This window comes from Mycobacterium sp. IS-2888 (assembly GCF_001954215.1).
Taxonomy (GTDB): Bacteria; Actinomycetota; Actinomycetes; order Mycobacteriales; family Mycobacteriaceae; genus Mycobacterium.
In genome coordinates, this window is sequence record NZ_MBET01000036.1 from 1 (window position 1) to 23153 (window position 23153).

Here is a 23153-nt window from a genome sequence, read left to right on the forward strand (position 1 = left end):
TTGGTTCTTGTCTGATCTATCTTCCGCCCGCGCGCGGCGCGCGCACTGCGGGCCGTTGTCGTGGTCGCGCTGCTCGCGGCCCCCCGACCCGCGCGTCTTGGGGGTCGCGTTGTCTCCCCCCCCCCCCCCCGCGGCGCGGACCCGTTTCGACAGCTTCCCGCGCTCCGACATCTTCACCATCACCATCGGCGCGGACAACTGGCGCGAGGAACTGGCCGCGGGGGGCCGGGCGGGCGGGGTGATCAGATCCGCTCTGCCAACCCTGGATAGTCGACGATGAACCCGTCGGCGTCGACGCTCACGTTGGTGTCGGCGACCGGCGAACGCAGCTTGATCCCGTCGAGACTGCCCGCGCTGGTGTAGCTGACGACCGCCGCGGTGACGGTCATCTCGGGCACGTTCACATAGACCATCGGCAACGCGATCGATTCCGCATGCTCGTGCAGCGCGAGCCGCCGGATCGGCAGGGCGTTGAAGAACGGGCTGAACACCACGTCGACGTCGAGGGCACCGTTGTATCCGGCGCGCGACTCGCCTTGATGGTCGGTCACCAACCACATGTTCTCCTCATCGCGGGCAATGGCCAGCTGCCGTTCCCGCTCGGCCAGCGTCACGGTCAACCCGAACCGCTTGGTGGCGCCCGTCTCGTCGGTCTGCACCTCGTAGAAGGCGCCGAACGCCGGATTTGTCTCAGTGGCCGCGGCCACGATGCGGCCGTGCGCCCTGATTCGCTTGCCGGACACCTGAATTCGCACCGACTCCATCCGGGAGACATCCTGTGCACGCCAGGTCAACATCGCCGTCACGACGCGGGGAGTCGGATCTGTGGGGCCTGCGTTCACCCCCCTACCGTAAAGCGTGTCCACCGACCGCGGCAGGTTTGTCCGTAAGTGCGGCCGCCGTCACGCGGTCGCGCCCGCGGGTGGGCCTGCGCAGCCGCCCGGTCCCGGGCACCGAGACCCACACCGCCGACGCCAGCAGACCGTCGAGGATCAGCGCCAACGCCGCCACCGCCAGCGCGCCGACGAGAGCGAGCTGGAATTCGCGCTGTTTGATCCCGTCGATCAGGTAGCGGCCCAGCCCGCCGAGGCTCGCGTAGGCGGCGACCGTCGCGGTCGCGACCACTTGCAGCGTCGCGCTGCGCAGCCCGCCCAGGATCAGCGGCATCGCATTGGGCATCTCGACGCGCAGCAGCACCTGGGTCTCGGTCATGCCCATCGCGCGGGCGGCGTCGACCACGGTCGGGTCGACACTGGCGATGCCGGCGTAGGTGCCGGCCAGCAGGGCCGGGATGCCCAGCAACATCAGGGCAACCAGCGGCGGGCCCAGGCCCAGCCCGAACACCAGCACCCCCAGCAGCAGCACCCCGAGCGTCGGCAGCGCGCGCAGTCCGTTGACCGCGCCCACCACCAGCAGCGTGCCGCGACCGGTATGCCCGATGATCGCGCCCAGCGGAACGGCGACCAGCGCCGACGCGCCCACCGCGAGGGCCGTGTACTCCAAATGCTCCAAGATGCGCGCCGCAAGCCCTACCGGGCCGGTCCAGTTGGCGGCAGTCAAGAGGTAGGAGAGGGCCTGTTGGAGAAAGTTCATCGCGCACCGCCCGCTATCGGTGCCGGGACCGGGCGGCGCCGACGGGCCGGACGCGCGGCGCGCTCCCAGGGTGTGACGAGGCGCCCGGCCAGCACGATCCCTAGGTCGATGGTGATCGCCAGCAGGAGCAACACGACGATCCCGGCAAGGATTTGATCGCTCTTGTTGGTCTGGTAACCCATGGTGAACCAGGTGCCCAGTCCACCGATGCCGATGACCGAGCCCACCGACACCATCGCGATGTTGGTCACCACCACCACCCGCAAGCCGGCGATCATCACCGGAATGGACAGTGGGAGTTCGACTTTCACCACACGCGTGAGCGCCGGATAGCCGACCGCGGTCGCGGCGTCACGCACTTGGGCCGGCACCGCGTCCAGCGCCTCGAGCACCGCACGCACCAACAGTGCGGTCGTGTAGGCGGTCAGCGCGACGATGATGTTGGCCTCGTCGAGGATTCGGGTTCCGATGATGACCGGCAGCACGACGAACAACGCCAGCGACGGGATGGTGAAGACGACGCTGGCCGTCGCCGTCGTCAGGCGCCGGGCAACAGGGGCGCGCTGCACCAGCACACCGATGGGTACCGAGATCGCCAAACCGATCAGCACCGGGAGCAGCGACAACCGCAGATGCACCATGGTCAGGGCCCGGGCGTCGTCGAGATGGGTGAGCAGGTAGTGCATGTCAGTCCTGTCGCCGGGCTTCCACCGCGGCCAGCACGTCGGCGGCCAAGATGCCGCCGACGACCTTGCCGTCGCGGTCGACGGCGATGCCGACGGCCGACGGGGAGGACAACGCCGCGTCGAGCGCCTGGCTGAGGTTGCCGTCCGGACGGAACTGCGAACCAATCGCGCTGATGCTGTCCGACAACGACGCACCGGCACGGTGACGCTGCCAGCCGGCGGCGTCGATCCAACCCAACGGCGCGCCGTCGTCGTCGACCACCAATCTCCAGCCCTGCGTGATAGGTGCGCCGTTGGCGAGGGCGCTCGCCGAAATGCGCTCGATGTCGTGCAGCGGCAGCCCGGATGCGTCGATGAGCTGCAGCCAGCGATAGCCGCGGCCGAGACCGATGAACCGCGCCACGAAGTCGTTGGCCGGCCGCGAGAGCAGCCGAGCCGGTTCGTCGTACTGCTGCAGGACGCCACCGTGTCCGAACACCGCGACGCGGTCGGCGAGCCTGAGCGCCTCGTCGATATCGTGGGTCACGAACACGACGGTTTTGCGCAATTCGCTTTGCAGACGCAGTATTTCGTTTTGCAGCTCATGGCGGACCACCGGGTCGACGGCCGAGAACGGCTCGTCCATCAGCAGGATGGGTGGGTCGGCGGCCAGGGCGCGCGCCACCCCGACGCGTTGTTGTTCGCCGCCGGAAAGTTGCGCCGGATACCGGGTGGCGTGCTTGGCGTCCAGGCCGACGCGTTCGAGCACTTGATAGGCGGCTTTGCGGGCGGCCCGGCGGCCCTGGCCCTTGAGGACCGGCACGGTCGCGACGTTGTCGATCACCCGCTGATGGGGCATCAGGCCCGCGTGCTGGATGACGTAACCGATTCCGAGACGCAGCTTCACCGGGTCGACCTTGGACACGTCGACGCCGTCCACCGTGATGGTGCCGGAGGTCGGCTCGACCATCCGGTTGATCATCCGCAGCGCCGTGGTTTTGCCGCTGCCGGAGGAGCCGACGAAGACCGTCAGCTTGCCGTCGGGCACGTCGAGGCTGAGCCGGTCCACCGCGGTGCCGCCGCCACCGAACACCTTGCTCACGTTGTCGAAGCGGATCATCCCTGCCCCAAGGGATGGTCGAAGCCGTTGTCCCGCACCCAGTTTCGGGCCACCTGGCCCGGATCCCTGCCCGAGTTTCCCGCCACCTCGGCGTTGAGCGCGGCCACCCCGGGTGAGGTCAACTTCGCTGAGACGGCGTCGAGAACTTCCTTGAGGCGATCGGACTTCTTCTGCGAATTCACCAGCGGCACAATGTTACCGGCCAGGAAGTTGTGCTCGGGGTCCTCGAGTACCACCAGGTGCTCCTGGGGAATCGCCGGTGAGGTGCTGAAGATGTTGGCGGCGTTCACCCTGCCCTCGACCAACGCGCGGACCGTCACGGCACCGCCGCCGTCCTCGATCGCGACGAAATTGCCCGGGCTGATGTTCAGTCCGTACTTCTGCTTCAGGCCGGGCAGCCCGGAGGGGCGGGCCTGGAAGTCCGACGGCGCGCCGAATTTCACGTCCGGCGAATGTGCCGCCAGGTCGGCGATTGTTTTCAGGTGCCAGTCCGAGGCGGTTCCACCCGTGACGGTGACGGTGTCCGTGTCGGAGGCCGGCGAAGGAGTCAGAATCGACAGATCGCCGGGCAGCCGCTTGTAGAGCTCCAATTCGACGGCGTCGAGCATGGTCGCCGTGGACTTGGGCTCGAAGTACTGCAGGAGGTTGCCGATGTACTCCGGCACCAAATCGATGGAGTGGTCCTTCAGCGCCGGGATATAGGTCTCGCGGCTGCCGATGCCCATCCGGCGTCCGACATCAAACCCGTTGGCCTGCAATGTCTGTGCGTAGATTTCAGCGACGATCTGGGATTCCGGGAAGTCGCCGGAGCCCACGACGATGGACTTCATGCTGCGGGTCTCTTCGCCCAGCGGATCCGAATTGCTGCACGCCGCAATCAGGCACGCCGTCGCCAGCAACGCCGCCGCGGAGCGTGTGGCGCTGCGCACGCGCAGCATCCTCATACCGGTGACCCTATCGGCAGAAACGACGGGACGCCGCTAGGAATCCTGCGTGGTGTGGTTTCATTCCGGGCGCGATGGGTCAAAGATGACAGTATGAGCAGCCCAACCCCTGACTCGCCCGACCAGCCGCCCCCCAAGCCCTCGCAACCGCCCAAGGGTGGCGCAAAGTCGGCAGAACCCGCGATCGGCTTCACCCGCGCCGGCGCCCTGTGGACCGCATTGATTGCCGGGTTCCTGATCCTGATCCTGTTGCTGATCTTCATAGCCCAGAACACGGCGTCGAGTCAGTTTCAGTTCCTGGGCTGGCACTGGAGCCTGCCGCTCGGTGTTGCGATTCTGCTGGCGGCCGTGGTCGGCGGGCTGATCACCGTGGCCGTCGGCACCGCGCGGATCCTGCAGCTGCGTCGCGCGGCCAAGAAGCATCACGCCGCGGCTTCGCACGAGGCCCGCGCCTAGCCGGGCAGCTTGGCGAGTTCGGCCAGCCCGCGCGAGATCAACGGCGCCACCACCTCGGGTGTGTGTTCGGAATCCGTGCCGCGGGCCTGGTCCGACATCCGCCGGCGGAAGTCGATGCCCGCGGCGATGATGGCGAGCTTGAAGTAGGCCAGGGCCATGTAGAACTCCCAGTGTGCAAGCGATAATCCAGCGACCAGGGAGTATCGGTCGGCGAGCTCGTCGGCCGTGGGCAGCAGCGGCGACGTCCACGCGGCCTGCGCGTTGACGATCAAGTCCAGCGCGGGATCGCGGTACACGCACATCAGCGCCGCGTCGGACAGCGGGTCGCCCAGCGTCGAGAGCTCCCAATCCACGACGGCGCGGACCCGCGTCGGGTCGTCCGAGTCCAGGATGGTGTTGTCGATCCGGTAGTCGCCGTGCACGATCGACATGCGGCTCTGCTGCGGAATCGCTTCGTGCAGACCGGAATGCAACCGCTCCACGTCGGCGTCGCGGTGGTCGTCGGGCAGCCGCACCAACTGCCATTGCGAGCCCCATCGGCGCACCTGGCGTTCCAGGTAACCAGTGGGCTTGCCGAAATCGCCCAGGCCCACGGCGTTCGGGTCGACGTTGTGCAAGTCGACGAGCACCCGAATCAACGCGTCGACACACCCGTCGATGACGGTGTGGCTGAACGCTTCCAGTTGCGCGCGGCGGCGGACCACCTGCCCGGCAACGAATTCGACGATCTGGAACGGCGCGCCCAGCACCGAGTCGTCCTCGCATAGCGCGATCGCGCGTGCGACCGGTACCGGTGTGTCCTGTAGCGCCGCAACCACCTTGTACTCGCGGGCCATGTCGTGGGCCGACGGCGTCAACCCGTGCAGGGGTGGGCGCCGCACGAGCCAGTTGGTTTTGTCGTCGTAGACCCGAAACGTCAGATTGGAGCGGCCACCGGAGATGAAGTCCGCCCGCAAGTCGCCGTCGCGATCGATGCCCAGCGAACGCAGATACCGGTCCAGCGCGGGCAGGTCGAGCCCATCGAGTCGGTCAGCCGAAGTCACCGAACTTGTTTACCATCGCTGGTTGCGCGGCAACAGGTCCCACACGTGTTCGACGGCGTTCACCGTCGCCACGGTCGCCTGGCCGGAGCGCGAGTAGAGCAGGCGCGTGACCGACGCGTAGTCCACGGGGAACGACAACAGCCGGGCTGTCCCGAGAATGTGGTGCAGCAGCAGGTTGATCACTCCGCCGTGGCTGAACACGGCGACGGTGTCGTCGGGATCGGCGGCGGCGACGAGATCGTCCACCCCCGCCAGCACCCGCGCCCGAAAGGCGTCTTCGTCGACCGCGCTGGGTAGATGGCCCTGCGCCAGCCGCGCCCACTCCTGAGGGTTTTCCGCGCGGATCTGCTCGACGGGGATGTACACGGGAAGGTCGCGGTCGTATTCGGCGAATCGCTCGTCGACCTCGACGGCCAGCTCCCGGGCTGCCGCGACCGGTTCAGCGGTCTGGATGGCGCGGCGCTGCGGGCTGCTGACCACCCGCGAGATGGGAAACCTGGCAAGGGCGTCGGGCAGTCGCGTGACCTGTGCCTTCCCTTCATCGGACAGGTCCGGGTCGGAACCCTGCCCGTGTTCGCTGCGCAGCGGCAACGCGTGCCGGACCAGCAGCACTTGCATGTTTGTTCCCGTCGTCGGAGGGTGGGCAGCGCCAGTTTCTCATTGGGCGCGGAAGGCTCGACCTTGAGGAGGACAGATGACCCAGCCGGGCATGGATTGGGACGCCGCATACCGACAAGAAACGCCACCCCCGTGGAGCATCGGCCGGCCACAACCCGAGCTGCAGGCCCTCATCGACCAGGGCAAGATCCACAGCGACGTACTGGACGCCGGTTGCGGCCACGCCGCACTATCGCTGGCTCTCGCCGCGCGCGGCTACACGGTTGTCGGCCTGGACGCCAGCGCCACCGCGATCGAGGAGGCGGCCGCGGCTGCGGCCGAACAAGGGCTCACCACAGCGACTTTCGCGCAGGCCGACGTCGCGAGCTTTCGTGACTACCCGCCCGGATCCGAAGGCCGCTTCTCCACCATCTTGGACAGCGGGCTGTTCCACGCGCTGCTGCCCGAGAGACGCCAGGACTATCTGCGGTCCATCTTTCGGGCCGCGGCGCCGGGGGCGGCGCTCTACATTCTGGCGTTCGTCGCGGGGGCACTAGGACCACTGGGCGACGACGACGCACCCGGCCCGCGCGGCTTCACCCAAACCGAGTTGCACGACGCCGTCTCGACACTGTGGCAAGTCGATGACATCCGACCCGCGAAGCTCTACGGCAACGCCGATGCCCTCGCGGCTGGCCCGGTACCCGACGTCGAGCGCGACGACGAGGGCCACTTCATGGCGCCGGGGTTTCTGCTCAGCGCCCACAAAGCCGACCGCTGAAACGACCCCTTCCCAATTCCGCGGAGAATGCTATTCTCCCTATGGAGATTGGGGTGTGCAGACTATGACTGCTGCCGGCGAAACACAACTGGACCCGGGGGTTCTCGGACGTTGGCTCGATGCCAACGATGCACCGGGCAGCGGCGAAGAACCAGTGCTGGACCAGCTGAAGGGCGGTTCCCAGAACACGCTGTACCTGATCAAGCGTGGCCCCGAACGCATGGTGCTGCGGATGCCCGGCGCGCGCGCCGATGCCGCCCGCATCGACGGCCTGCTGCGCGAGATCCGGCTGGTACGGGCGCTCTCCGGCACCGACGTGCCGCACGCTGCACTCATCGCCGCCGACGACACCGGCACCGTGCTCGGCATGCCGTTCTACATCATGCGGGCCATCGACGGCTGGAGCCCGATGGACGGCGGATGGCAAGCGCCGTTCGACACCGACCTGGCGGCACGCCGCGGCCTGGCGTTCGAGTTGGTCGAGGGCGCCGCCAAGCTGGGCCGGGTGGACTGGCGCGCCCAGGGGCTCGAAGGGTTCGGCCGCCCGGACGGATTTCACGAGCGACAGGTCGATCGCTGGCTGAAGTTTCTCGACGCCTACAAGGTCCGCGAGCTGCCCGGCCTGGACGAGGCGGCCCACTGGCTGCGCCGCCACCGGCCCGCGCACTACAAGCCGGGCATCATGCACGGCGACTACCAATTCGCCAACGTGATGTTCGCGCACGGGGCGCCGGCACGGCTGGCCGCGATCGTGGACTGGGAGATGACCACGGTCGGCGATCCACTGCTGGATCTGGCGTGGGCGTTACTGGGCTACGACGGCGAAAACCCTAGCGACGACGGGTTCTACCTGGACATGAAGGGCATGCCGACCCGCAGCGAACTGCTCGAGCACTACGAGAAGATCAGCGGGCTGTCCACCGAGAACATCGACTACTACCTGGTGCTGGCCAACTGGAAACTGGGCATCGTGCTGGAGAAGACGTACGCCGCCGGGGTGCGTACGGGCAAGGTGGACCCCAAGATCAAAGACACTTTCGGGGCGATGATTCCCCGGCTGATCGCCACCGCGGCCGAGCTGGCGAGGACACGCTGAAATGGGTTACGCGGACGACATTTTCGACCTCACCGACCGCGTGGTGCTCATCACCGGCGGCAGCCGCGGACTGGGCCGCGAAATGGCGTTCGCCGCCGCACGCTGCGGCGCCGACGTGGTGATCGCCAGCCGCAACATGGACAACTGCGTGAGCACCGCAAAGGAAATCGAGGCCGAAACCGGCCGCTCCGCGATGCCCTACCAGGTGCACGTCGGACGCTGGGAACAGCTCGACGGACTGGTCGAGGCGACCTACGACCGGTTCGGCAAGGTCGACACGTTGATCAACAACGCCGGCATGTCGCCGCTGTACGGCAAGCTGACCGACGTCACCGAGAAGCTGTTCGACGCGGTGGTCAACCTGAACCTCAAGGGGCCCTTCCGGTTATCGGCGTTAGTGGGCGAGCGAATGGTGGCCGCCGGCCGCGGATCCATCATCAACGTGAGCACGGCCGGATCGTTACGGCCGACCCCCGACATCATTCCCTACGCCTCGGCCAAGGCTGGACTCAACGCCATGACCGAAGCGTTGGCAAAGGCTTTCGGGCCAGCCGTGCGGGTCAACACGCTGATGGCAGGCCCGTTTCTCACCGACGTGAGCAAGTCGTGGAATCTCGAGCGGGCCGAGGGCAAACCCTTTGGGCATCTGTCGTTGCAGCGCGCGGGAGACCCGCGCGAAATCGTCGGCGCCGCGCTATTTTTGGCGTCCGACGCGTCCAGTTTCACCACCGGTTCGATCCTGCGGGCCGACGGCGGCATCCCCTAGCGGGCGCCACCATATCAACGAGACAGGAGCATTCGATGGCTTGGGACTTCTCCACCGAACCGGAGTTCGACAAGAAGCTGGACTGGATCCGCGAGTTCGTGCGCGAAGAGGTGGAGCCCCTCGAGGTGCTGTTCCCGGGCTGCGAGTTCCTCCCACTGAACGACGAGCGCCGCCGCGTCGTCGACCCGCTCAAACAGCAGGTCCGCGACAACGGCTTGTGGGCACCGCATTTGGGCCCCGAGCTGGGCGGGCAGGGCTTCGGTGCGGTCAAGCTGACGCTGATCAACGAGATCCTGGGCCGCAGCCCCTGGGCGCCGATCGTGTTCGGCACGCAGGCGCCCGACACCGGCAACGCGGAGATCATCGCCCGCTTCGGCACCCAGGACCAGAAAGACCGCTATCTGGCCGGGCTGCTGTCCGGGGAGATCTTCTCCTGCTTTTCGATGACGGAGCCGCAAGGCGGCGCCGATCCGCGGGTCTTCACCACCCGCGCCGTCCCCGACGGCGACGGCTGGGTCATCACCGGCCGAAAGTACTTCTCCTCCAACGCTTCCGTCGCGTCGTTCTTCATCGTCGTCGCGATTACCAATCCGGACGTGGCCGTCCACCACGGCGCGTCGACGTTCCTGATCCCGGCCGGAACCCCGGGCCTGACCGTGGAAGCCACCCATCACCTGGTCGGGGCGGAGCCGCACGAGCCCGGACATTCCCTGGTGCACTACGACGGCGTCCGGGTGGGTTCAGACGCGCTGCTCGGTGAACCCGGTCAGGGCTTCCTGATCCTGCAGACCCGGTTGGCCGGCGGACGGCTGCACCACGCGATGCGCTCGATCGGAATGGCGCAGCGCGCCGTCGAGATGATGTCGCGGCGGGCGAAAAGCCGGTTCACACAGGGCACCTCGCTGGCCGACAAGCAATTGGTGCAGGAATTCGTTGCTGACTCCTATACCGAGTTGATTCCGTTCCGGCTCACCGTGCTGCACGCCGCGTGGCTGATCGACAACGGCGACGAGCACGCAGCCCGCGCCGAAATCGCCGCCTGCAAGATCCTGGCATCCCAGGTACTGAAATCGATTGCGCTGCGCGCCATTCAAGTGCACGGGGCGCTCGGACTCACCGACCAGCTGCCGCTGGTCAACGTCCTGCTCGGCGGCATCGCGCTCGGCCTGGCCGACGGGCCGACGGAGGCACACAAGGTCAACCTGGCCCGCATGCTGCTCAAGGGGTACGACGCCGAAGACGGCGAGTGGCCCAGCGAGATGCTGGGCGTTCGGCGAGAGGCCGCCCGCGCCAAATACGGTGAGCTCGTTGACCAATAGCCGAGTCACGGCGGCCGTCGAGCGGGCACTCGACGAACGCCAGCGGGAGGCCACCGAGGAGGTGGAACGCATCCTGGCCGCCGCGGTGCGGGTGATGGAACGGGTCGCGCCCGAGGCGCCGCGTGTCAGCGATATCGTCGCCGAGGCGGGCTCGTCGAACAAGGCGTTCTACCGCTACTTCGCCGGCAAGGACGATCTCATCCTGGCGGTCATGGAGCGGGGCGTGGCGATCGTCGTGTCCTACCTTCAGCATCAGATGGCCAAGGAGTCGAGGCCACAGGACAAGGTCGCGCGCTGGATCGAGGGCACGCTGGCACAGGTCGCCCACCCGCACCTGATCCGGAAAAGCCGCGCCGCGGCCGGTCAGATGGCGACGGGCACCAACTGGCGCACGGTCGACCAGGAGATGATGCTGCCGCTGCGTGATCTACTGGTCGAACCCGTTGCGGCGCTCGGCAGTAGCGATGTGGACCGCGACGTCGAGGCGGTGTTCTGCTGCACGGCCGCAACCATGCGGCGCTATATGAGTTCGGCGGAGCGGCCCGGGCGCGACGACATCGCACACGTGGTTCGGTTCTGCCTGAAAGGGCTGGGGGTCAAGTGATGCGCGCGGTCGTCTGCCAGGCGTACGGACCGCCGGAAGACCTGGTGCTCACCGACGTTGACGAGCCGGTCGCGGGTCCCGGCCAGCTGCTGGTGCGGGTGCGCGCCGCCGCGGTCAATTTTCCGGATGTGCTGTTCATCGCCGGCAAATACCAGGTCAAGATTCCGCCGCCGTTCATCCCCGGCAACGAGATCGCCGGCGAGGTGATCGCCGCCGGTGCAGGCGCTGCGTTTAGTCCGGGTCAGCGCGTGTCCGGAACCACTTTTGGAGCGTTCGCCGAACAGGCACTGCTCGACGCGAGCCAGGCCGAACTTGTGCCCGACGACGCCGACTTCGCCTCGGCCGCGGCCTTCGGGGTGACATACCGCACCGCCTATCACGCGTTGCGCTCGACTGCCGCTGTGACAGAGGGCGATTGGGTTGTCGTGCTGGGTGCTGCGGGCGGCGTGGGGTTGGCCGCCGTCGATCTGGCGGTCGCCATGAAAGCCCGGGTGCTGGCCGCGGCGTCGAGTCCGGAAAAGCTCGAGCTGTGCCGTCAGCGTGGTGCAGAGGCGACCGTCGACTATGACCGGGAGGACCTGAAAAGCCGAATCCGTGAGATCACCGGTGACAGCGCCCGGGTGGTCCTGGACCCGGTCGGCGGATCGTATTCCGAGCCGGCACTGCGCGGTCTCGCCCGAGGTGGCACCTTCGTCACGCTGGGTTACGCGGCCGGCACGATCCCTGCCATTCCGCTCAATCTCATTCTGCTCAAAGACATCTGTGTGCGCGGCATGGAGATCCGCACTTTTATGACCGATCATCCCGACGAGGCGATCCGCGACACGCAGGAGTTGACCGAGATGTTCGCCAGCGGGGTCATCCGGCCGTACATCGGCGCGCGCTTCCCGCTGGCCGAAACGGCCGCGGCGCTGCGCTATGTGGCCGAGCGCAAGGTGCTGGGCAAGGTGGTTATCGACGTGGCGTGAGGCGGTGTGCGGCGCACACCGCAGGTGCCGTCGTCGAGATTGCCGTCATGGTCGCGAATTAGGGGCAAAGCACAACCCTCACGGCAATCTCGACAACTCCTCCACCACAGTTGAGTTCGCTACGGCGTGACGATGTTGAAATTCGGGTCCGGTTCGTCGAGCACGCCCAGGAACGCCTGCAGCGCGGTCTGGTCGCCGGATATGTCCAGCCCGGGCGAAGCGAAGTCGCCCATCGCCACCGTCAGTAGACGAAACTTGCTGTCCAGCTTGACCGTAACGTTCGCTGTTGTGGCGTCGGCAGCAACCTTGCGATAGACAAGCACACCGTTGCGCAGCGTGAGCCGGTAGTTCGCGGCCAGATCGGCGAACGAGATATCGATGGCGATGTCGAGGTCCCACGCGCGCGGCCCGTCGACGCGCAGAGCGAAGCCGTCGAAAAGCTGCTCGGGTGTCAGCTGGTTGAGCATCGACATCGAGGCGGCGGTGACGGCGGTACCGAAGTTGCCGTCTCGCAATTCGGTTGCCCCGCTCATGAAGAAGTTTCGCCACACCGCGTTTTCGGCGCCGTAGGCGAGCTGCTCCAGCGTATCGGCGTACAGCGCACGGGCCGCCTCGTGGGACCTGTCGGCGAATACGGCGTGATCGAGCAACGTTGCCGCCCAACGGAAGTCGCCCGAATCAAACGCGGCCCGGGCGAGTTCTACCACCCGGTCCATCCCGCCCATCGCGTCAACGTATCGGGCGCCGAGCGCTTCGGGCGGGTGTGGCCACAGTCTGGCGGGATTGCCGTCGAACCATCCCATGTAGCGCTGGTACACGGCCTTGACGTTGTGGCTGACCGAACCGTAGTACCCGTGGGTGTGCCAGGCGCGCTCCAATGCCGGTGGCATCTGGAACATTTCGGCGATTTCCACACCGGTGTAGCCCCGGTTGAGCAACCGCAGCGTCTGGTCGTGCAGATACGCGTACATGTCGCGTTGCAGTGACAAGAATTCGACGATGTCCTCGCGACCCCAGGTCGGCCAGTGATGGGAGGCGAACACCACGTCGGCGCGGTCGGCAAAGGTGTCGATCGCCTCGGTGAGATAGCCCGACCAGGCGTGCGGGTCACGCACCAGCGCGCCGCGCAGGGTAAGCAGGTTGTGCAGGTTGTGGGTGGCGTTCTCGGCCATACACAACGCGCGGTAACGGGGGAAATAGAAATGCATTTCGGCGGGCGCCTCGGTGCCCGGCGCCATCTGGAACTCGATCTCCACGCCGTCGATGGTGTGCTTCTCACCGGTCTCGCGGATGTCGATGGTCGGGACGATGACCGCGACCTCGCCGGTGGACGGCGCCTGGCCCAGGCCGCACCCCACCTGATCCTGCGGTCCGCGCGGGAGCAGCGTGCCGTACATGTACGTGGCCCGGCGCGTCATGGCGGGACCGGCGTAGACGTTCTCTTTGACCGCGTGCTCGACGAAGCCCTCCGGCGCCAGCACCGCGACGGCACCGGCGTCCACGTCCGCCTGCGAGGTGACGCCTAGCACGCCGCCGAAATGGTCGACGTGACTGTGGGTGTAGATCACCGCGACCACCGGGCGGTCCCCGCCGCGGTGGGTGCGATACAGGTCCAGCGCCGCGGCGGCGACCTCGGTGGAGATCAACGGATCGATGACGATGACCCCGCTGTCGCCCTCGACGAAGGTCACATTCGAGAGGTCCAACCCGCGGACCTGATAGACGCCCGGCACCACCTCGTAGAGGCCCTGCTTGGCGGCCAGCGACGATTGCCGCCACAGGCTGGGGTGCACGGTTGCGGGAGCCGGACCCTCGAGAAACGAATAGGCGTCGTTGTCCCACACCACGCGGCCGTCGGCCGCCTTGACGACGCACGGCGACAATGCCGCTATAAATCCACGATCGGCATTGTGAAAATCAGTCGTGTCGTCAAATGGCAGGGCGTGCTGGCGATGTGCGGACTCGATGACTGCGGTGGGAGGTTTGTGGTCCACCGGCAATACATTGCCATCCATGCGCCTTCCCCGAAAGAACATGGCGAGACCTGGCGGGTTAACCGAAAAGAAACAATTTCGCCGAACCTCTTCTATGCGGTCCGGCAAACCCGCATAATGCCCAAACGACCCTCGATGCCGAGGGCCGCAACGATCGGGCTAAGGAGAACAGGTGAAGCGTGAACTGACCATCGCGGTTGCCGGGGCGGCAATTCTGGCCGCGGCTATTTCTGGTTGTTCGAGCAACAAATCGAGTTCCGGTGGCGGGGCCACCTCGGGCGGCAATGCGTCGGCTAGCGCCGGCGGCGGGCCCACGGTGACCATCGACGGGAAGAACCAGAACGTGAGTGGTTCCGTCGTGTGCACGACGGCGGGCGGCAACGTCAACATCGCGATCGGTGGGGCCGCGACCGGCATCGGCGCCGTGCTCACCGATGCCAACCCTCCCCAGGTGAAGTCGGTTGGGCTCGGCAACGTCAACGGCGTGACGCTCGCGTACACGTCGGGAACCGGCCAGGGCAATGCCTCGGCGACCAAGGACGGCAGTCACTACAAGATCACCGGGACCGCCACGGGCGTCGACATGGCCAACCCGATGCAACCGGTGAACAAGCCGTTCGAAATCGACGTGAATTGCTCTAGCTAGTCGAAGAGCTGGAGGCGGGCGGTTGCCACCCGTTGAGTGGCAACCGCACCGTGAACTCGGTATGGCCCGGTGAGCTGCTCACCGTGATACTTCCGTTGTGCGCCTTGACAACTGCGGAGACGATGGCCAGGCCCAGCCCGGTGCTGCCGCCCTTGCGGGAGCGCGACGAATCGCCGCGGGCGAACCGCTCGAATACCTCCGACTGCAGCTCGGCCGGAATGCCGGGACCGTTGTCGATCACCTGCAGCACGGACTGCGTCGGCTCGGTGCTCAGTCGCGTCGTCACGACGGTGCCGGCGCCGGTGTGAATGCGGGCGTTGGCAAGCAGATTGGTGACCACCTGATGTAATCGGGCCGCGTCACCGGTGACGACCACGGGCTCCTCGGGCAGGTCGAGCTCCCACTCATGATCGGGTCCGGCGACGTGCGCGTCGCTGACCGCGTCGACCGCGAGGCGCGACAGGTCCACCGGTTCGCGTTCCAGCGGCCGCCCCGAGTCCAGGCGCGCCAGCAACAGCAGGTCCTCGACGAGGCGCGTTATCCGCTCCGTTTCCGATGCCACCCGACTCATCGCGTGCGCCACCGCCTCGCGGTCGTCGCCCATGCGTTGGGTGAGTTCGGTGTAGCCGCGGATCGCGGCGAGCGGTGTGCGCAGCTCGTGACTCGCGTCGGCGACGAATTGCCGCACCCTCGTCTCACTGGCCTGACGGGCCTCCAGCGCGGCCGCGATGTGGTCGAGCATCCGGTTCAGCGCCGAGCCGAGCTGGCCGACCTCCGTGGAGGGGTTTGTGTCGGATTCGGGCACGCGCACCGGCAGCTCGACCTCACCGCGGGCCAACGGGAGATCGGCAACCTTGCGCGCGGTCTGCGCGACGCGGCGCAGCGGCGCCAACGCCCGCCTGATGATGATGATCCCGGCGATCGTGGCCGCGGCCAATGCGATCACGGTGACGATGCCGAAGATGACCAGCATCCGCAGCAACGTGGCGTCGACGTCGGCCATCGACAGGCCGGTGACGATCAGGTCGCCGCCGCGCCGGCTCGGGGCGGCGACGACACGGTAGCGGCCCAGCCCGTCGAGATTCAGGGTCACCGGACTGCGGCTGCCGGCGATCGCCGCCAATTGCGCCTGCGCCTTGTCGGTCAGCGCGGCCCGGTCCCCGCTGCTGGTCGTGTAGCCGGCGTCGACCGTCTTGCCGTCGCTGACCACCGCCGCGACCATGCCCGCCGGCTGGCCGGGCGCATCGAGGAACCGTGGGCCGGGACCCGGCCTGGGGTAGTGGGAGTGCTCGTGGTGCGGACGGTTCATTTCGGGGTACATCAGCGCCGAGCGATAGGAGGTCCCGGCGAGTTGGCTATCGAGCTGCTTCACGAGATGGTGGTTCAGCGCGAGTTCGGTGGCCGCCGTGATGCCGATGCACACCAGGGCGAGCACCACCACCTGCCCGAGCAACAGCCGAAGCCGAAGCGACCAGGCTCGCCGTGTGTTAGCGGGCCGGCTTGAGGACATAGCCCGCGCCACGCAGCGTGTGGATCATCGGTTCGCGACCGTTGTCGATCTTCTTGCGCAGGTAGGAAATGTAGAGCTCGACGATGTTGGAGCGGCCGCCGAAGTCGTAGCTCCACACCCGGTCGAGGATCTGCGCCTTGCTCAGCACCCGTTTGGAGTTGCGCATCATGAACCGCAGCAGCTCAAATTCGGTGGAGGTCAACGAGATTGGTTCGCCGGCGCGCGTCACCTCGTGGCTGTCCTCGTCCAAGACCAAATCCCCGACCACCAGTTGCGCACCGCTGTCCACGGTCGTCACGCCGGTGCGCCGCAGCAGCGCCCGCAGCCGCAGCACCACCTCTTCGATGCTGAACGGTTTGGTGACGTAGTCGTCGCCGCCCGCGGTCAGCCCGGCGATGCGGTCTTCCACGGCATCCTTGGCCGTCAGCAGCAGTACGGGCAGTTGCGGATTGTCTTCACGCAATTTGTGCAGGACGTCGAGCCCACTCATGTCCGGCAGCATCACGTCCAGCACGACCACGTCGGGCCGCTGGGCGCGGGCCGAGGCGATGGCCGACGCGCCGTCGCCGGCGGTGGCGATGTTCCAGCCCTCGTAGCGCAGCGCCATCGACACCATCTCGGCCAGCACGGATTCGTCGTCGACGACAAGCACGTTGATGGGATTGCCGTCCGCGCGGCACATGACGACCCGCTCAACGGAGGCTCGGGGCTGCGTCGACACAACCTCCAGTATCCGCTTGCCACTTGGGCGGCGCTATGCGCTTCCTATGCGTGTCCTGTGAAGCGCGCGCCTGGGGCCTGGTGCTAGTACCAGTACCGCCTGCCGGCGACCGGGCGGCCGACGGAGCCCATGATCCACAGAATCGCACCGACCACGAGCAAGATAATTCCCAGCACCCACAACAAATGAATGCCGAAAACAAATCCAAGGATAAGCAGGATTACACCTAAGACGATCATGACAACTTCCTTTGCGTGAGGATTACTTTTACGTCAGTGCTCCCATTGAGCTGGGTTGCGGCACATGGCAATCCTTGACTTTCGGGTTGACACCGCCGTAATTCAACGGCCCCGCAACTACGGTCAATGCGATGTTTCCCGCTGTGACACAACTTGTGTCGCCGCCCTTAAAGTAGTCGCGCTGCCACGCCGCGAATACGCCGATGAGCAGCCACACCAGAACAACAGTGCCGATAATTCCGCTGCCACGCATGGTGACCTCCGTTGTGTTCGAGAAAAGTTTTCTCGTGGCCGGAGGTTTACCCGTTGAACTCGTGTCTAAACCTCAGCGGGGCGCGGTTTCGCGCCGCTCCCAATGGAGTTCGCGCCTAGGAATGATCCGCGAGCCACGTGTCGGCTCGCTTCTTCGACGCCCGCGACAGCCACGCGTCCTGAATCAACTCGGTCAATTCCGTCTTCGTGATTTCCGCCAGCCGGCAGGCCCGCACCAAGACCGACGGGTGTCCGTCGAAGCGGGCCGTGGTGTAGAACGGCGACCCGGGATCCTGGGTCAGCGCCAGCTTGTCGCTCTCGGACTCCACCCAGAACATGATCACGTCGGCGTAGCGTTCACCGGTTCGCGCATCCGCCGCGTCCGGCTGGGGAGTCCGGAAGAACACGAACGACTTTCCGCCCACCTGATAGATGGGGTTACCCTTTGGCCCCTCCAGCCGCTTGACGTGGGGCATGGACGCCGCGATGCGATGCACGTCGCTCAGCCGGGCGGGCCGATCAGCCATGGCGGCGATGCGCGGAGACGTAGAGGGTCGGCGGCATCGCGTCCTCGGCGCCCGGCGGGACGTCGCGGCCGTAGCGGGTCATCAGTTCCTCGAACGTCGCCACCGAGACGTCCCACCCGTGCTCACGCAGCCAGGCGTCGACGGGTGTGCGTTCCTCGGCGTACCAGAGGTCGTCGAAGTCGGTGATCTCGGTGTTGACCAGCTTGGCGGCCGCGGCCCGCATGCGTTGCATGTCCTCACGCTGGCGCCGCACCCGGTCGGCGTGGGTGAAACCCGCGCTGGGCACATTGGAGGCGACCCAGCTGCCCGGCACGCTGAGCGAATGAATCCGCTCGAACAGCAGGTCCTGGGCCTGCGCCGGCAGGTAACGCACCAGCCCCTCGGCCGACCACACGCAGGGCAGCGAGGCGTCAAATCCGGCCTCCTGCAGCGCTTTTGGCCAATCCTGACGCAGGTCGATCGGCACGTTCACGAGCCGGGCCACCGGCTGCGCGCCGTGCTCGCGCAGCGTATTCGATTTGAATTCCAGCACTTTCGGCTGATCAAGCTCGTAGACGACGGTGCCGTCGGGCCACGGCAGCCGCCAGGTGCGGGCGTCGAGACCGGCCGCCAGGATCACCACCTGCCGCACGCCGGAGCGGGCCGCGTGCAGAAAGAACTCGTCGAAAAACGCTGTCCGCGTGGCCATAAAGTCGATCATCAACCGTAGCCGCGCCCGCATCTCCGGCTCGAGCTCCATCGCCTTGGCCAGCAGTTTGGGGTCCGCGTAGATGCTCCACATGCCCTCGCCCGCGGCATCGACGAACACCCGCGCAAAGGGGTCGCTGATGAGGGGGTTCTCACTCTCGGTTTCCGCCGCGCGGGCCGCGGCGACACCCAGGGCGGTGGCTCCCACGCTTTGGGTGATGTCCCAGGAGTCGTCGTCGGTGCGCGGCATGCCATCTCCCCTTCCAGGCCCGAAAGTCCGTTCGTTCCACACACTAGGCTGCTTCGCAGACGTCCCAGGAAAAGGAGTCGCAATGACGCGCACGCCGCAGGAGGTATTCGCCCACCACGGAAAGGCCCTGGCCGCTGGCGACCTCGACGAGATCGTCGCCGACTACGCCGACGATGCCGTGGTGATCACGTCCGCCGGTGTCGCGCGCGGCAAGCAAGGCGTCCGCGAGGCCTTCGCCAAACTGCTCGACGAACTGCCCGATGCGGCGTGGGACCTGAAGACCCAGATCTTCGACGGCGACGTGCTGTTCCTCGAGTGGGCCGCCGATTCGGCGGTCAACCGGGTCGACGACGGCGTGGACACCTTCGTGTTCCGCGACGGGATGATCCGAGCGCAGACACTCCACCACACCCCGCAGCCCAAGGGATGAGCGTGGACCTGAAGGCCGTCGCGGACTGGATGTCGAAGCGGGGGCTGGGCGAGGGCCCGCTGCAGGATGTTTCTGACGTCACCGGTGGAACGCAGAACGTCATGCTGCGGTTCACCCGGTCCGGGCGACCCTACGTGCTGCGGCGCGGGCCGCGGCACCTGCGCGCGCGCAGCAACAGCGTGATCCTGCGCGAAACCAAAGTCCTTGCGGCACTTGCCGGTTCCGACGTTCCGCACCCGCACCTGATCGCCACCTGCGACGACCCCAGCGTGCTCGGCGACGCCGTCTTCTACCTGATGGAGCCCGTCGACGGATTCAACGCCGGGGAGGGGCTGCCGCCCTTGCATGCGGGTGATCCAAGCATTCGGTTCCAAATGGGGCTGTCGATGGCCGACGCACTGGCGAAGCTGGGCGCCGTCGATCACGTCGCCGTCGGCCTCGCCGATTTCGGCAAACCGGAAGGCTTCCTGGAACGCCAGGTCCCCCGCTGGCTTTCGGAGCTCGAGTCCTACAACGAGTACGAGGGCTACCCCGGGCCGCAGATCCCCGGTGTCGATGAGGTCGCGGCATGGCTGGAGCGCCGCCGCCCGACCGCCTGGACGCCGGGCATCATGCACGGCGACTACCACGCGGCCAACGTGATGTTCTCCCGCACCGGGCCCGAGGTGGTTGCCATCGTCGACTGGGAGATGTGCACGATCGGGGATCCGCTGCTGGATCTGGGCTGGCTGCTTGCGACCTGGCGCCAGCCCGACGGGTCCAGCGTGTTCAGCCACGCGCTCGGTGGGCAGGACGGCCTGGCGAGCACCGACGACCTGTTCCAGCGATACGCCGCCAACACCACGCGCGACCTATCGCACCTCACCTGGTACACCGTGCTGGCCTGTTTCAAGCTCGGCATCGTGATCGAGGGGACCCTGGCCAGGGCGTGCGCCGGCAAGGCCGAACGGGAAGTCGGCGACCAACTCCACGCGGCCACCGTGCACCTGTTCGAACGAGCACTCACGCTTATCGACAACGAAGCGTGACCTACTAACATCTCCCTTCGTGCCGCCTTCCCCCGAGAACCCCGATTTCTACTCCGAGCCCACCCGGGCCGCAGGATATGGCGATCCCACCGCGTACGGCGACGCCGCAGGGTATGGCGACTACGGGTACGGCTACGAGCCCGCGCCCGAGCCGCCGGAGCCCCCGACCCCGTGGTACCGCCGGCCCGCCGCACTGGTCGCGGCCGGCGCGCTCGGGGTGATTCTGCTCGCGCTCGCGGCGTACGCGGTCTTCAAGCTCGTGAGCGGTTCGCCGGCGCCCAGCCCGACGACGACCACCACGCCCATTCCGTCGACCACCGCGGTGACCACCACAACGACGACTGCTGCCGAGCCCCCGCGCCATCACGGAGGCGGCGGGCCGACTCAGACGGTCACCGAAACGGCCCCACCGCCGTCCACGGACACCGGCACCCCGTCCACCGATACTCCGACGACGACGGCTCCGCCGGAGACGAGCACCGTCACCCTGTCACCCAGCACCGAAACCAGCACGGTCACCCAAACGGTGACCGAGCCACCACGCCGCGGGCCGTTCGGTGGACCGTTCGGAGGCCGCTAGCGCTCGCCGACCGAAAAGACATGACGCCGCTGAGCCGGCGGGACTGAATACCGCTAGATTTAGCCACCATGACCGGGCCGGCGAGGATCAACTCCACGCGGACCCCGCCGTACGGATGGCTCACTATCGCCGTGTTGTTGATCGGGGCGTTGGTGTTGTGGTTGGTGTATTTGCAGTTTCGGGGGGATTTCACGGAGAAGACGCCGGTGACGATGTTGTCGTCGCGGGCGGGTTTGGTGATGGATCCCGGAGCGAAGGTCACCTACAACGGCGTACAGATCGGGCGAGTGGCCAGCATTTCGGAAGTGCAGGCCGATGGCAAGCCGGCGGCGAAGTTCGTGTTGGACATCTATCCGCGGTATCTGCATTTGATTCCGGCGAATGTGAATGCCGATATCAGGGCGACCACGGTGTTCGGCCAAAAGTACGTCTCGTTCACCACGCCCGCCAACCCGTCGTCGCAACGGATCAGCGCGCATGCGGTGATTGATGCGCGCTCGGTGACCACCGAGAGCAATACGTTGTTTCAGACCATCACCTCGGTGGCCCAGAAGGTGGATCCGGTCAAGCTGAATTTGACGTTGAGTGCGGCGGCGCAGTCGTTGGCGGGGTTGGGGGATCGGTTTGGGCAGTCGATCGTCAATGCCAATGCGATCCTCGATGATGTCAATCCGCAGATGCCCCAGGCGCGTCATGACATTCAGCAGTTGGCGGGGTTGGGCGACACCTATGCCAATGCGGCGCCGGATTTGATTGATTTCCTCAACCATGCGGTGGTGACGTCGCGTTCGATCAATGCTCAGCAGAAGGATCTGGATCAGGCGTTGCTCTCGGCGGCGGGGTTCGGGAACACCGGGGCCGATATCTTCCAGCGGGGTGGACCGTATCTGGCGCGCGGCGCCGAAGATCTGGTGCCCACCGCCCAGCTGCTGGACACCTACAGCCCCGAAATCTATTGCTTGATCCACAACAACTACGAGATCGAACCGGTCATCCGCGCATCCCAGGGCGGCTACAACGGCCACTCCATCGACATGGAGATCGAAGCGACGTCCGGGTTGAGCGCACTTCTCAACCCACTCTCGGCGCCGGTCCTGATTGCCTCGCTGGTTGGCGGGCTGGCCGGCCTGGTCGGCGGCGCGCCGAACCCCTACACCTGGCCGGAGAATCTGCCGCGGGTGAACGCGCGCGGTGGACCCGGGGGTGCGCCCGGCTGTTGGCAGAAGATCACCCGCCACTTGTGGCCCGCGCCCGAACTGGTGATGGACACCGGCAACAGCATCGCGCCCTACAACCACATCGACACCGGTTCGCCCTATGCGATGGAGTACGTGTGGGGCCGTCAGGTCGGCGACAACACGATCAACCCGTAAGCCCCGGTTAGCAGCGAACCGCGCGCGATGAGTTTGGGCGCACTGCCGGGTCGGTCCCTTAGAGAACTAATCGAAGGGAGTTGTGTCCATGTCGATCGAGCATGTCTTGGCCGTTGTTCCAGTAACCGACTTGGAGAGGAGTCGACGCTGGTACGAATCACTATTTGGACGACAGCCCGATAACAATCCAATGCCGAATCTCGTTGAGTGGCAAGTAGTTCCGGGTGGATGGGTACAGGTGTTCATCGACGAGCAACGTGCCGGCTCGACCTTGGTCAACTTCGCTGTCGAGGATCTGGAAGCCCATATCGATGCGTTGAAACAGCGGGGTCACGAGCCGGGTGAAATCGTCGACGCCAATAAGGGGGTGCGGTTGTCAACGATCACCGACCCTGATTCGAACACAATCCGGCTTATCGGCGGCTTCCGAGTGCGATATTGATGCGTCCGGATTTCCGCGCAGAGACCAATCACGGCAGCTCGGCCGCAGCGTCCAGCTCGGCGGCGACCCGCTGCGCTGACCGCACGGCGCCGTCCATGTGTCCTTTCCAAATGTGCGATGTGTCGGTCCCGGCGAAGTGGAGTCTGTCGATCGGTCGGACGAATGCATCCTCGACTGATGTGAGCAACCCGGCGGCAGGTCTGGGGACACAACCACTTTGGAAAGATTCGCGCGTCCAATTCTGCTCCACGTAGTCGATCGGGTGCCGCGCTTCATCGCCGAAGCGATCGACAAGCTCGCGCAGTACGCGGGCGCGGCGCGGTTCGGCCGGCCCGTCGATGAGTTCGACGTATTCGTTCACTTGACCACCGAGAAAGATGGCCAGAAGGCCAGGGCCGCCGGTGGGAGGGCCGACGTCGAAGGTGATGCGGACGAAACCATTGTTGGCGTACGACTGACCGGAGAGACCATGTTGGCGCCAGAAAGGTCGGTCGTATGCGAGGTGGGCCTTGATGCCCGACC

Annotated in this window: 28 protein-coding genes and 1 pseudogene; 14 read left to right on the forward strand and 15 right to left on the reverse strand. The window is 66.4% G+C overall.

The window, feature by feature from the left end; genetic code table 11:
• Nucleotides 1–130: 130 nt before the first annotated feature.
• Nucleotides 131–280: pseudogene (locus A5745_RS24230) on the forward strand (prephenate dehydrogenase); the annotation flags it as partial.
• On the opposite strand, the gene A5745_RS05935 reads toward A5745_RS24230, so the two are convergent.
• The 5 genes from A5745_RS05935 to A5745_RS05955 are packed head-to-tail and all read right to left on the reverse strand — an operon-like array spanning nucleotide 243 to nucleotide 4322.
• Nucleotides 243–842 (reverse strand): putative glycolipid-binding domain-containing protein, encoded by a 600-nt coding sequence (locus A5745_RS05935; RefSeq protein ID WP_076063461.1) that lies wholly within the window; start codon nucleotides 840–842, stop codon nucleotides 243–245. The pseudogene A5745_RS24230 and the gene A5745_RS05935 overlap by 38 nt on opposite strands.
• 4 nt (nucleotides 843–846) lie before the next feature.
• A complete protein-coding gene (locus A5745_RS05940; protein ID WP_076063459.1) occupies nucleotides 847–1593 on the reverse strand; it encodes an ABC transporter permease in 747 nt (248 codons plus the stop codon).
• Nucleotides 1590–2279, reverse strand: a complete 690-nt coding sequence (locus tag A5745_RS05945) for an ABC transporter permease (RefSeq protein WP_076115447.1) — start codon at nucleotides 2277–2279, stop codon at nucleotides 1590–1592. The genes A5745_RS05940 and A5745_RS05945 overlap by 4 nt, the downstream gene beginning before the upstream one ends.
• 1 nt (nucleotide 2280) lies before the next feature.
• Nucleotides 2281–3378: an ABC transporter ATP-binding protein gene (locus A5745_RS05950; protein WP_076115448.1), complete on the reverse strand. Its 1098-nt coding sequence runs from the start codon at nucleotides 3376–3378 to the stop codon at nucleotides 2281–2283.
• The gene (locus tag A5745_RS05955; protein WP_076115449.1) at nucleotides 3375–4322 is read right to left on the reverse strand and encodes an ABC transporter substrate-binding protein; all 948 of its coding nucleotides are present in this window, start codon (nucleotides 4320–4322) and stop codon (nucleotides 3375–3377) included. Before A5745_RS05955 ends, A5745_RS05950 begins: the two co-directional genes overlap by 4 nt.
• 93 nt (nucleotides 4323–4415) lie before the next feature.
• Between A5745_RS05955 and A5745_RS05960 the strand changes: the two genes are divergently transcribed.
• Nucleotides 4416–4778 (forward strand): lipopolysaccharide assembly LapA domain-containing protein, encoded by a 363-nt coding sequence (locus tag A5745_RS05960; protein ID WP_076063452.1) that lies wholly within the window; start codon nucleotides 4416–4418, stop codon nucleotides 4776–4778.
• Here A5745_RS05960 and A5745_RS05965 read toward each other — a convergent pair.
• Nucleotides 4775–5821 carry a phosphotransferase family protein gene (locus tag A5745_RS05965; protein ID WP_076115450.1) on the reverse strand — a complete coding sequence of 349 codons (1047 nt, stop codon included), beginning with the start codon at nucleotides 5819–5821 and terminating at the stop codon, nucleotides 4775–4777. The two genes, A5745_RS05960 and A5745_RS05965, sit on opposite strands and share 4 nt — an antisense overlap.
• Nucleotides 5822–5830: 9 nt before the next feature.
• Nucleotides 5831–6439 (reverse strand): histidine phosphatase family protein, encoded by a 609-nt coding sequence (locus A5745_RS05970; protein WP_076063449.1) that lies wholly within the window; start codon nucleotides 6437–6439, stop codon nucleotides 5831–5833.
• A gap of 76 nt (nucleotides 6440–6515) precedes the next feature.
• Here A5745_RS05970 and A5745_RS05975 point away from each other — a divergent pair, with 76 nt between their 5' ends.
• The 6 genes from A5745_RS05975 to A5745_RS06000 all read left to right on the forward strand — a co-directional run bounded on the left by A5745_RS05975 (nucleotide 6516) and on the right by A5745_RS06000 (nucleotide 11952).
• The gene (locus tag A5745_RS05975; RefSeq protein ID WP_076115451.1) at nucleotides 6516–7199 is read left to right on the forward strand and encodes a class I SAM-dependent methyltransferase; all 684 of its coding nucleotides are present in this window, start codon (nucleotides 6516–6518) and stop codon (nucleotides 7197–7199) included.
• Between the two features lie 64 nt (nucleotides 7200–7263).
• Nucleotides 7264–8295, forward strand: coding sequence for a phosphotransferase family protein (locus tag A5745_RS05980; RefSeq protein WP_076115452.1), 1032 nt, complete (start codon nucleotides 7264–7266; stop codon nucleotides 8293–8295).
• Between the two features lies 1 nt (nucleotide 8296).
• Nucleotides 8297–9061 (forward strand): SDR family NAD(P)-dependent oxidoreductase, encoded by a 765-nt coding sequence (locus tag A5745_RS05985; protein ID WP_076115453.1) that lies wholly within the window; start codon nucleotides 8297–8299, stop codon nucleotides 9059–9061.
• A 35-nt stretch (nucleotides 9062–9096) separates the two neighbouring features.
• Nucleotides 9097–10380: an acyl-CoA dehydrogenase family protein gene (locus A5745_RS05990; RefSeq protein ID WP_076063441.1), complete on the forward strand. Its 1284-nt coding sequence runs from the start codon at nucleotides 9097–9099 to the stop codon at nucleotides 10378–10380.
• Nucleotides 10361–10984 carry a TetR/AcrR family transcriptional regulator gene (locus tag A5745_RS05995; protein ID WP_076115454.1) on the forward strand — a complete coding sequence of 208 codons (624 nt, stop codon included), beginning with the start codon at nucleotides 10361–10363 and terminating at the stop codon, nucleotides 10982–10984. The genes A5745_RS05990 and A5745_RS05995 overlap by 20 nt, the downstream gene beginning before the upstream one ends.
• Nucleotides 10984–11952, forward strand: a complete 969-nt coding sequence (locus A5745_RS06000) for an NADPH:quinone oxidoreductase family protein (protein WP_076063438.1) — start codon at nucleotides 10984–10986, stop codon at nucleotides 11950–11952. Before A5745_RS05995 ends, A5745_RS06000 begins: the two co-directional genes overlap by 1 nt.
• Nucleotides 11953–12071: 119 nt before the next feature.
• On the opposite strand, the gene A5745_RS06005 is transcribed toward A5745_RS06000, so the two are convergent.
• Nucleotides 12072–13952: an alkyl/aryl-sulfatase gene (locus A5745_RS06005; protein WP_175879773.1), complete on the reverse strand. Its 1881-nt coding sequence runs from the start codon at nucleotides 13950–13952 to the stop codon at nucleotides 12072–12074.
• A gap of 166 nt (nucleotides 13953–14118) precedes the next feature.
• On the opposite strand from A5745_RS06005, the gene A5745_RS06010 reads away from it, so the two are divergent.
• A complete protein-coding gene (locus tag A5745_RS06010; protein WP_076063435.1) occupies nucleotides 14119–14592 on the forward strand; it encodes a lipoprotein LpqH in 474 nt (157 codons plus the stop codon).
• On the opposite strand, the gene A5745_RS06015 is transcribed toward A5745_RS06010, so the two are convergent.
• From A5745_RS06015 to A5745_RS06035, 6 genes are all read right to left on the reverse strand, one after another.
• A complete protein-coding gene (locus tag A5745_RS06015) occupies nucleotides 14585–16102 on the reverse strand; it encodes a HAMP domain-containing sensor histidine kinase (protein WP_076115456.1) in 1518 nt (505 codons plus the stop codon). The genes A5745_RS06010 and A5745_RS06015 overlap by 8 nt on opposite strands.
• Nucleotides 16080–16784 (reverse strand): response regulator transcription factor, encoded by a 705-nt coding sequence (locus A5745_RS06020; protein ID WP_076063430.1) that lies wholly within the window; start codon nucleotides 16782–16784, stop codon nucleotides 16080–16082. The genes A5745_RS06015 and A5745_RS06020 overlap by 23 nt, the downstream gene beginning before the upstream one ends.
• Before the next feature lie 122 nt (nucleotides 16785–16906).
• Nucleotides 16907–17062 (reverse strand): DUF6131 family protein, encoded by a 156-nt coding sequence (locus A5745_RS24595; protein WP_175879771.1) that lies wholly within the window; start codon nucleotides 17060–17062, stop codon nucleotides 16907–16909.
• A 28-nt stretch (nucleotides 17063–17090) separates the two neighbouring features.
• Nucleotides 17091–17315, reverse strand: coding sequence for a hypothetical protein (locus A5745_RS06025; RefSeq protein ID WP_076063428.1), 225 nt, complete (start codon nucleotides 17313–17315; stop codon nucleotides 17091–17093).
• 115 nt (nucleotides 17316–17430) lie between these two features.
• Entirely contained in the window at nucleotides 17431–17841 is a 411-nt protein-coding gene (locus A5745_RS06030; RefSeq protein WP_076115457.1) for an MmcQ/YjbR family DNA-binding protein, read from the reverse strand.
• The gene (locus tag A5745_RS06035) at nucleotides 17834–18778 is read right to left on the reverse strand and encodes a class I SAM-dependent methyltransferase (RefSeq protein ID WP_076115458.1); all 945 of its coding nucleotides are present in this window, start codon (nucleotides 18776–18778) and stop codon (nucleotides 17834–17836) included. The genes A5745_RS06030 and A5745_RS06035 overlap by 8 nt, the downstream gene beginning before the upstream one ends.
• 82 nt (nucleotides 18779–18860) lie before the next feature.
• Between A5745_RS06035 and A5745_RS06040 the strand changes: the two genes are divergently transcribed.
• The 5 genes from A5745_RS06040 (at nucleotide 18861) to A5745_RS06060 (ending at nucleotide 22631) form a co-directional block, all read left to right on the forward strand.
• On the forward strand, nucleotides 18861–19208 hold the full coding sequence (locus tag A5745_RS06040; protein WP_076115459.1) for a nuclear transport factor 2 family protein: 348 nt from the start codon (nucleotides 18861–18863) through the stop codon (nucleotides 19206–19208).
• Nucleotides 19205–20236, forward strand: a complete 1032-nt coding sequence (locus A5745_RS06045; RefSeq protein WP_076115460.1) for a phosphotransferase family protein — start codon at nucleotides 19205–19207, stop codon at nucleotides 20234–20236. Before A5745_RS06040 ends, A5745_RS06045 begins: the two co-directional genes overlap by 4 nt.
• A 19-nt stretch (nucleotides 20237–20255) precedes the next feature.
• Nucleotides 20256–20816: a hypothetical protein gene (locus A5745_RS06050; RefSeq protein WP_076115461.1), complete on the forward strand. Its 561-nt coding sequence runs from the start codon at nucleotides 20256–20258 to the stop codon at nucleotides 20814–20816.
• 68 nt (nucleotides 20817–20884) lie between these two features.
• Nucleotides 20885–22189: an MCE family protein gene (locus tag A5745_RS06055; protein WP_076115462.1), complete on the forward strand. Its 1305-nt coding sequence runs from the start codon at nucleotides 20885–20887 to the stop codon at nucleotides 22187–22189.
• 88 nt (nucleotides 22190–22277) lie between these two features.
• Nucleotides 22278–22631: a VOC family protein gene (locus tag A5745_RS06060; RefSeq protein ID WP_076063415.1), complete on the forward strand. Its 354-nt coding sequence runs from the start codon at nucleotides 22278–22280 to the stop codon at nucleotides 22629–22631.
• Between the two features lie 28 nt (nucleotides 22632–22659).
• Here A5745_RS06060 and A5745_RS06065 read toward each other — a convergent pair.
• A partial coding sequence (locus A5745_RS06065; RefSeq protein ID WP_175879772.1) for an FAD-dependent oxidoreductase occupies nucleotides 22660–23153 on the reverse strand: 494 nt, incomplete at its 5' end.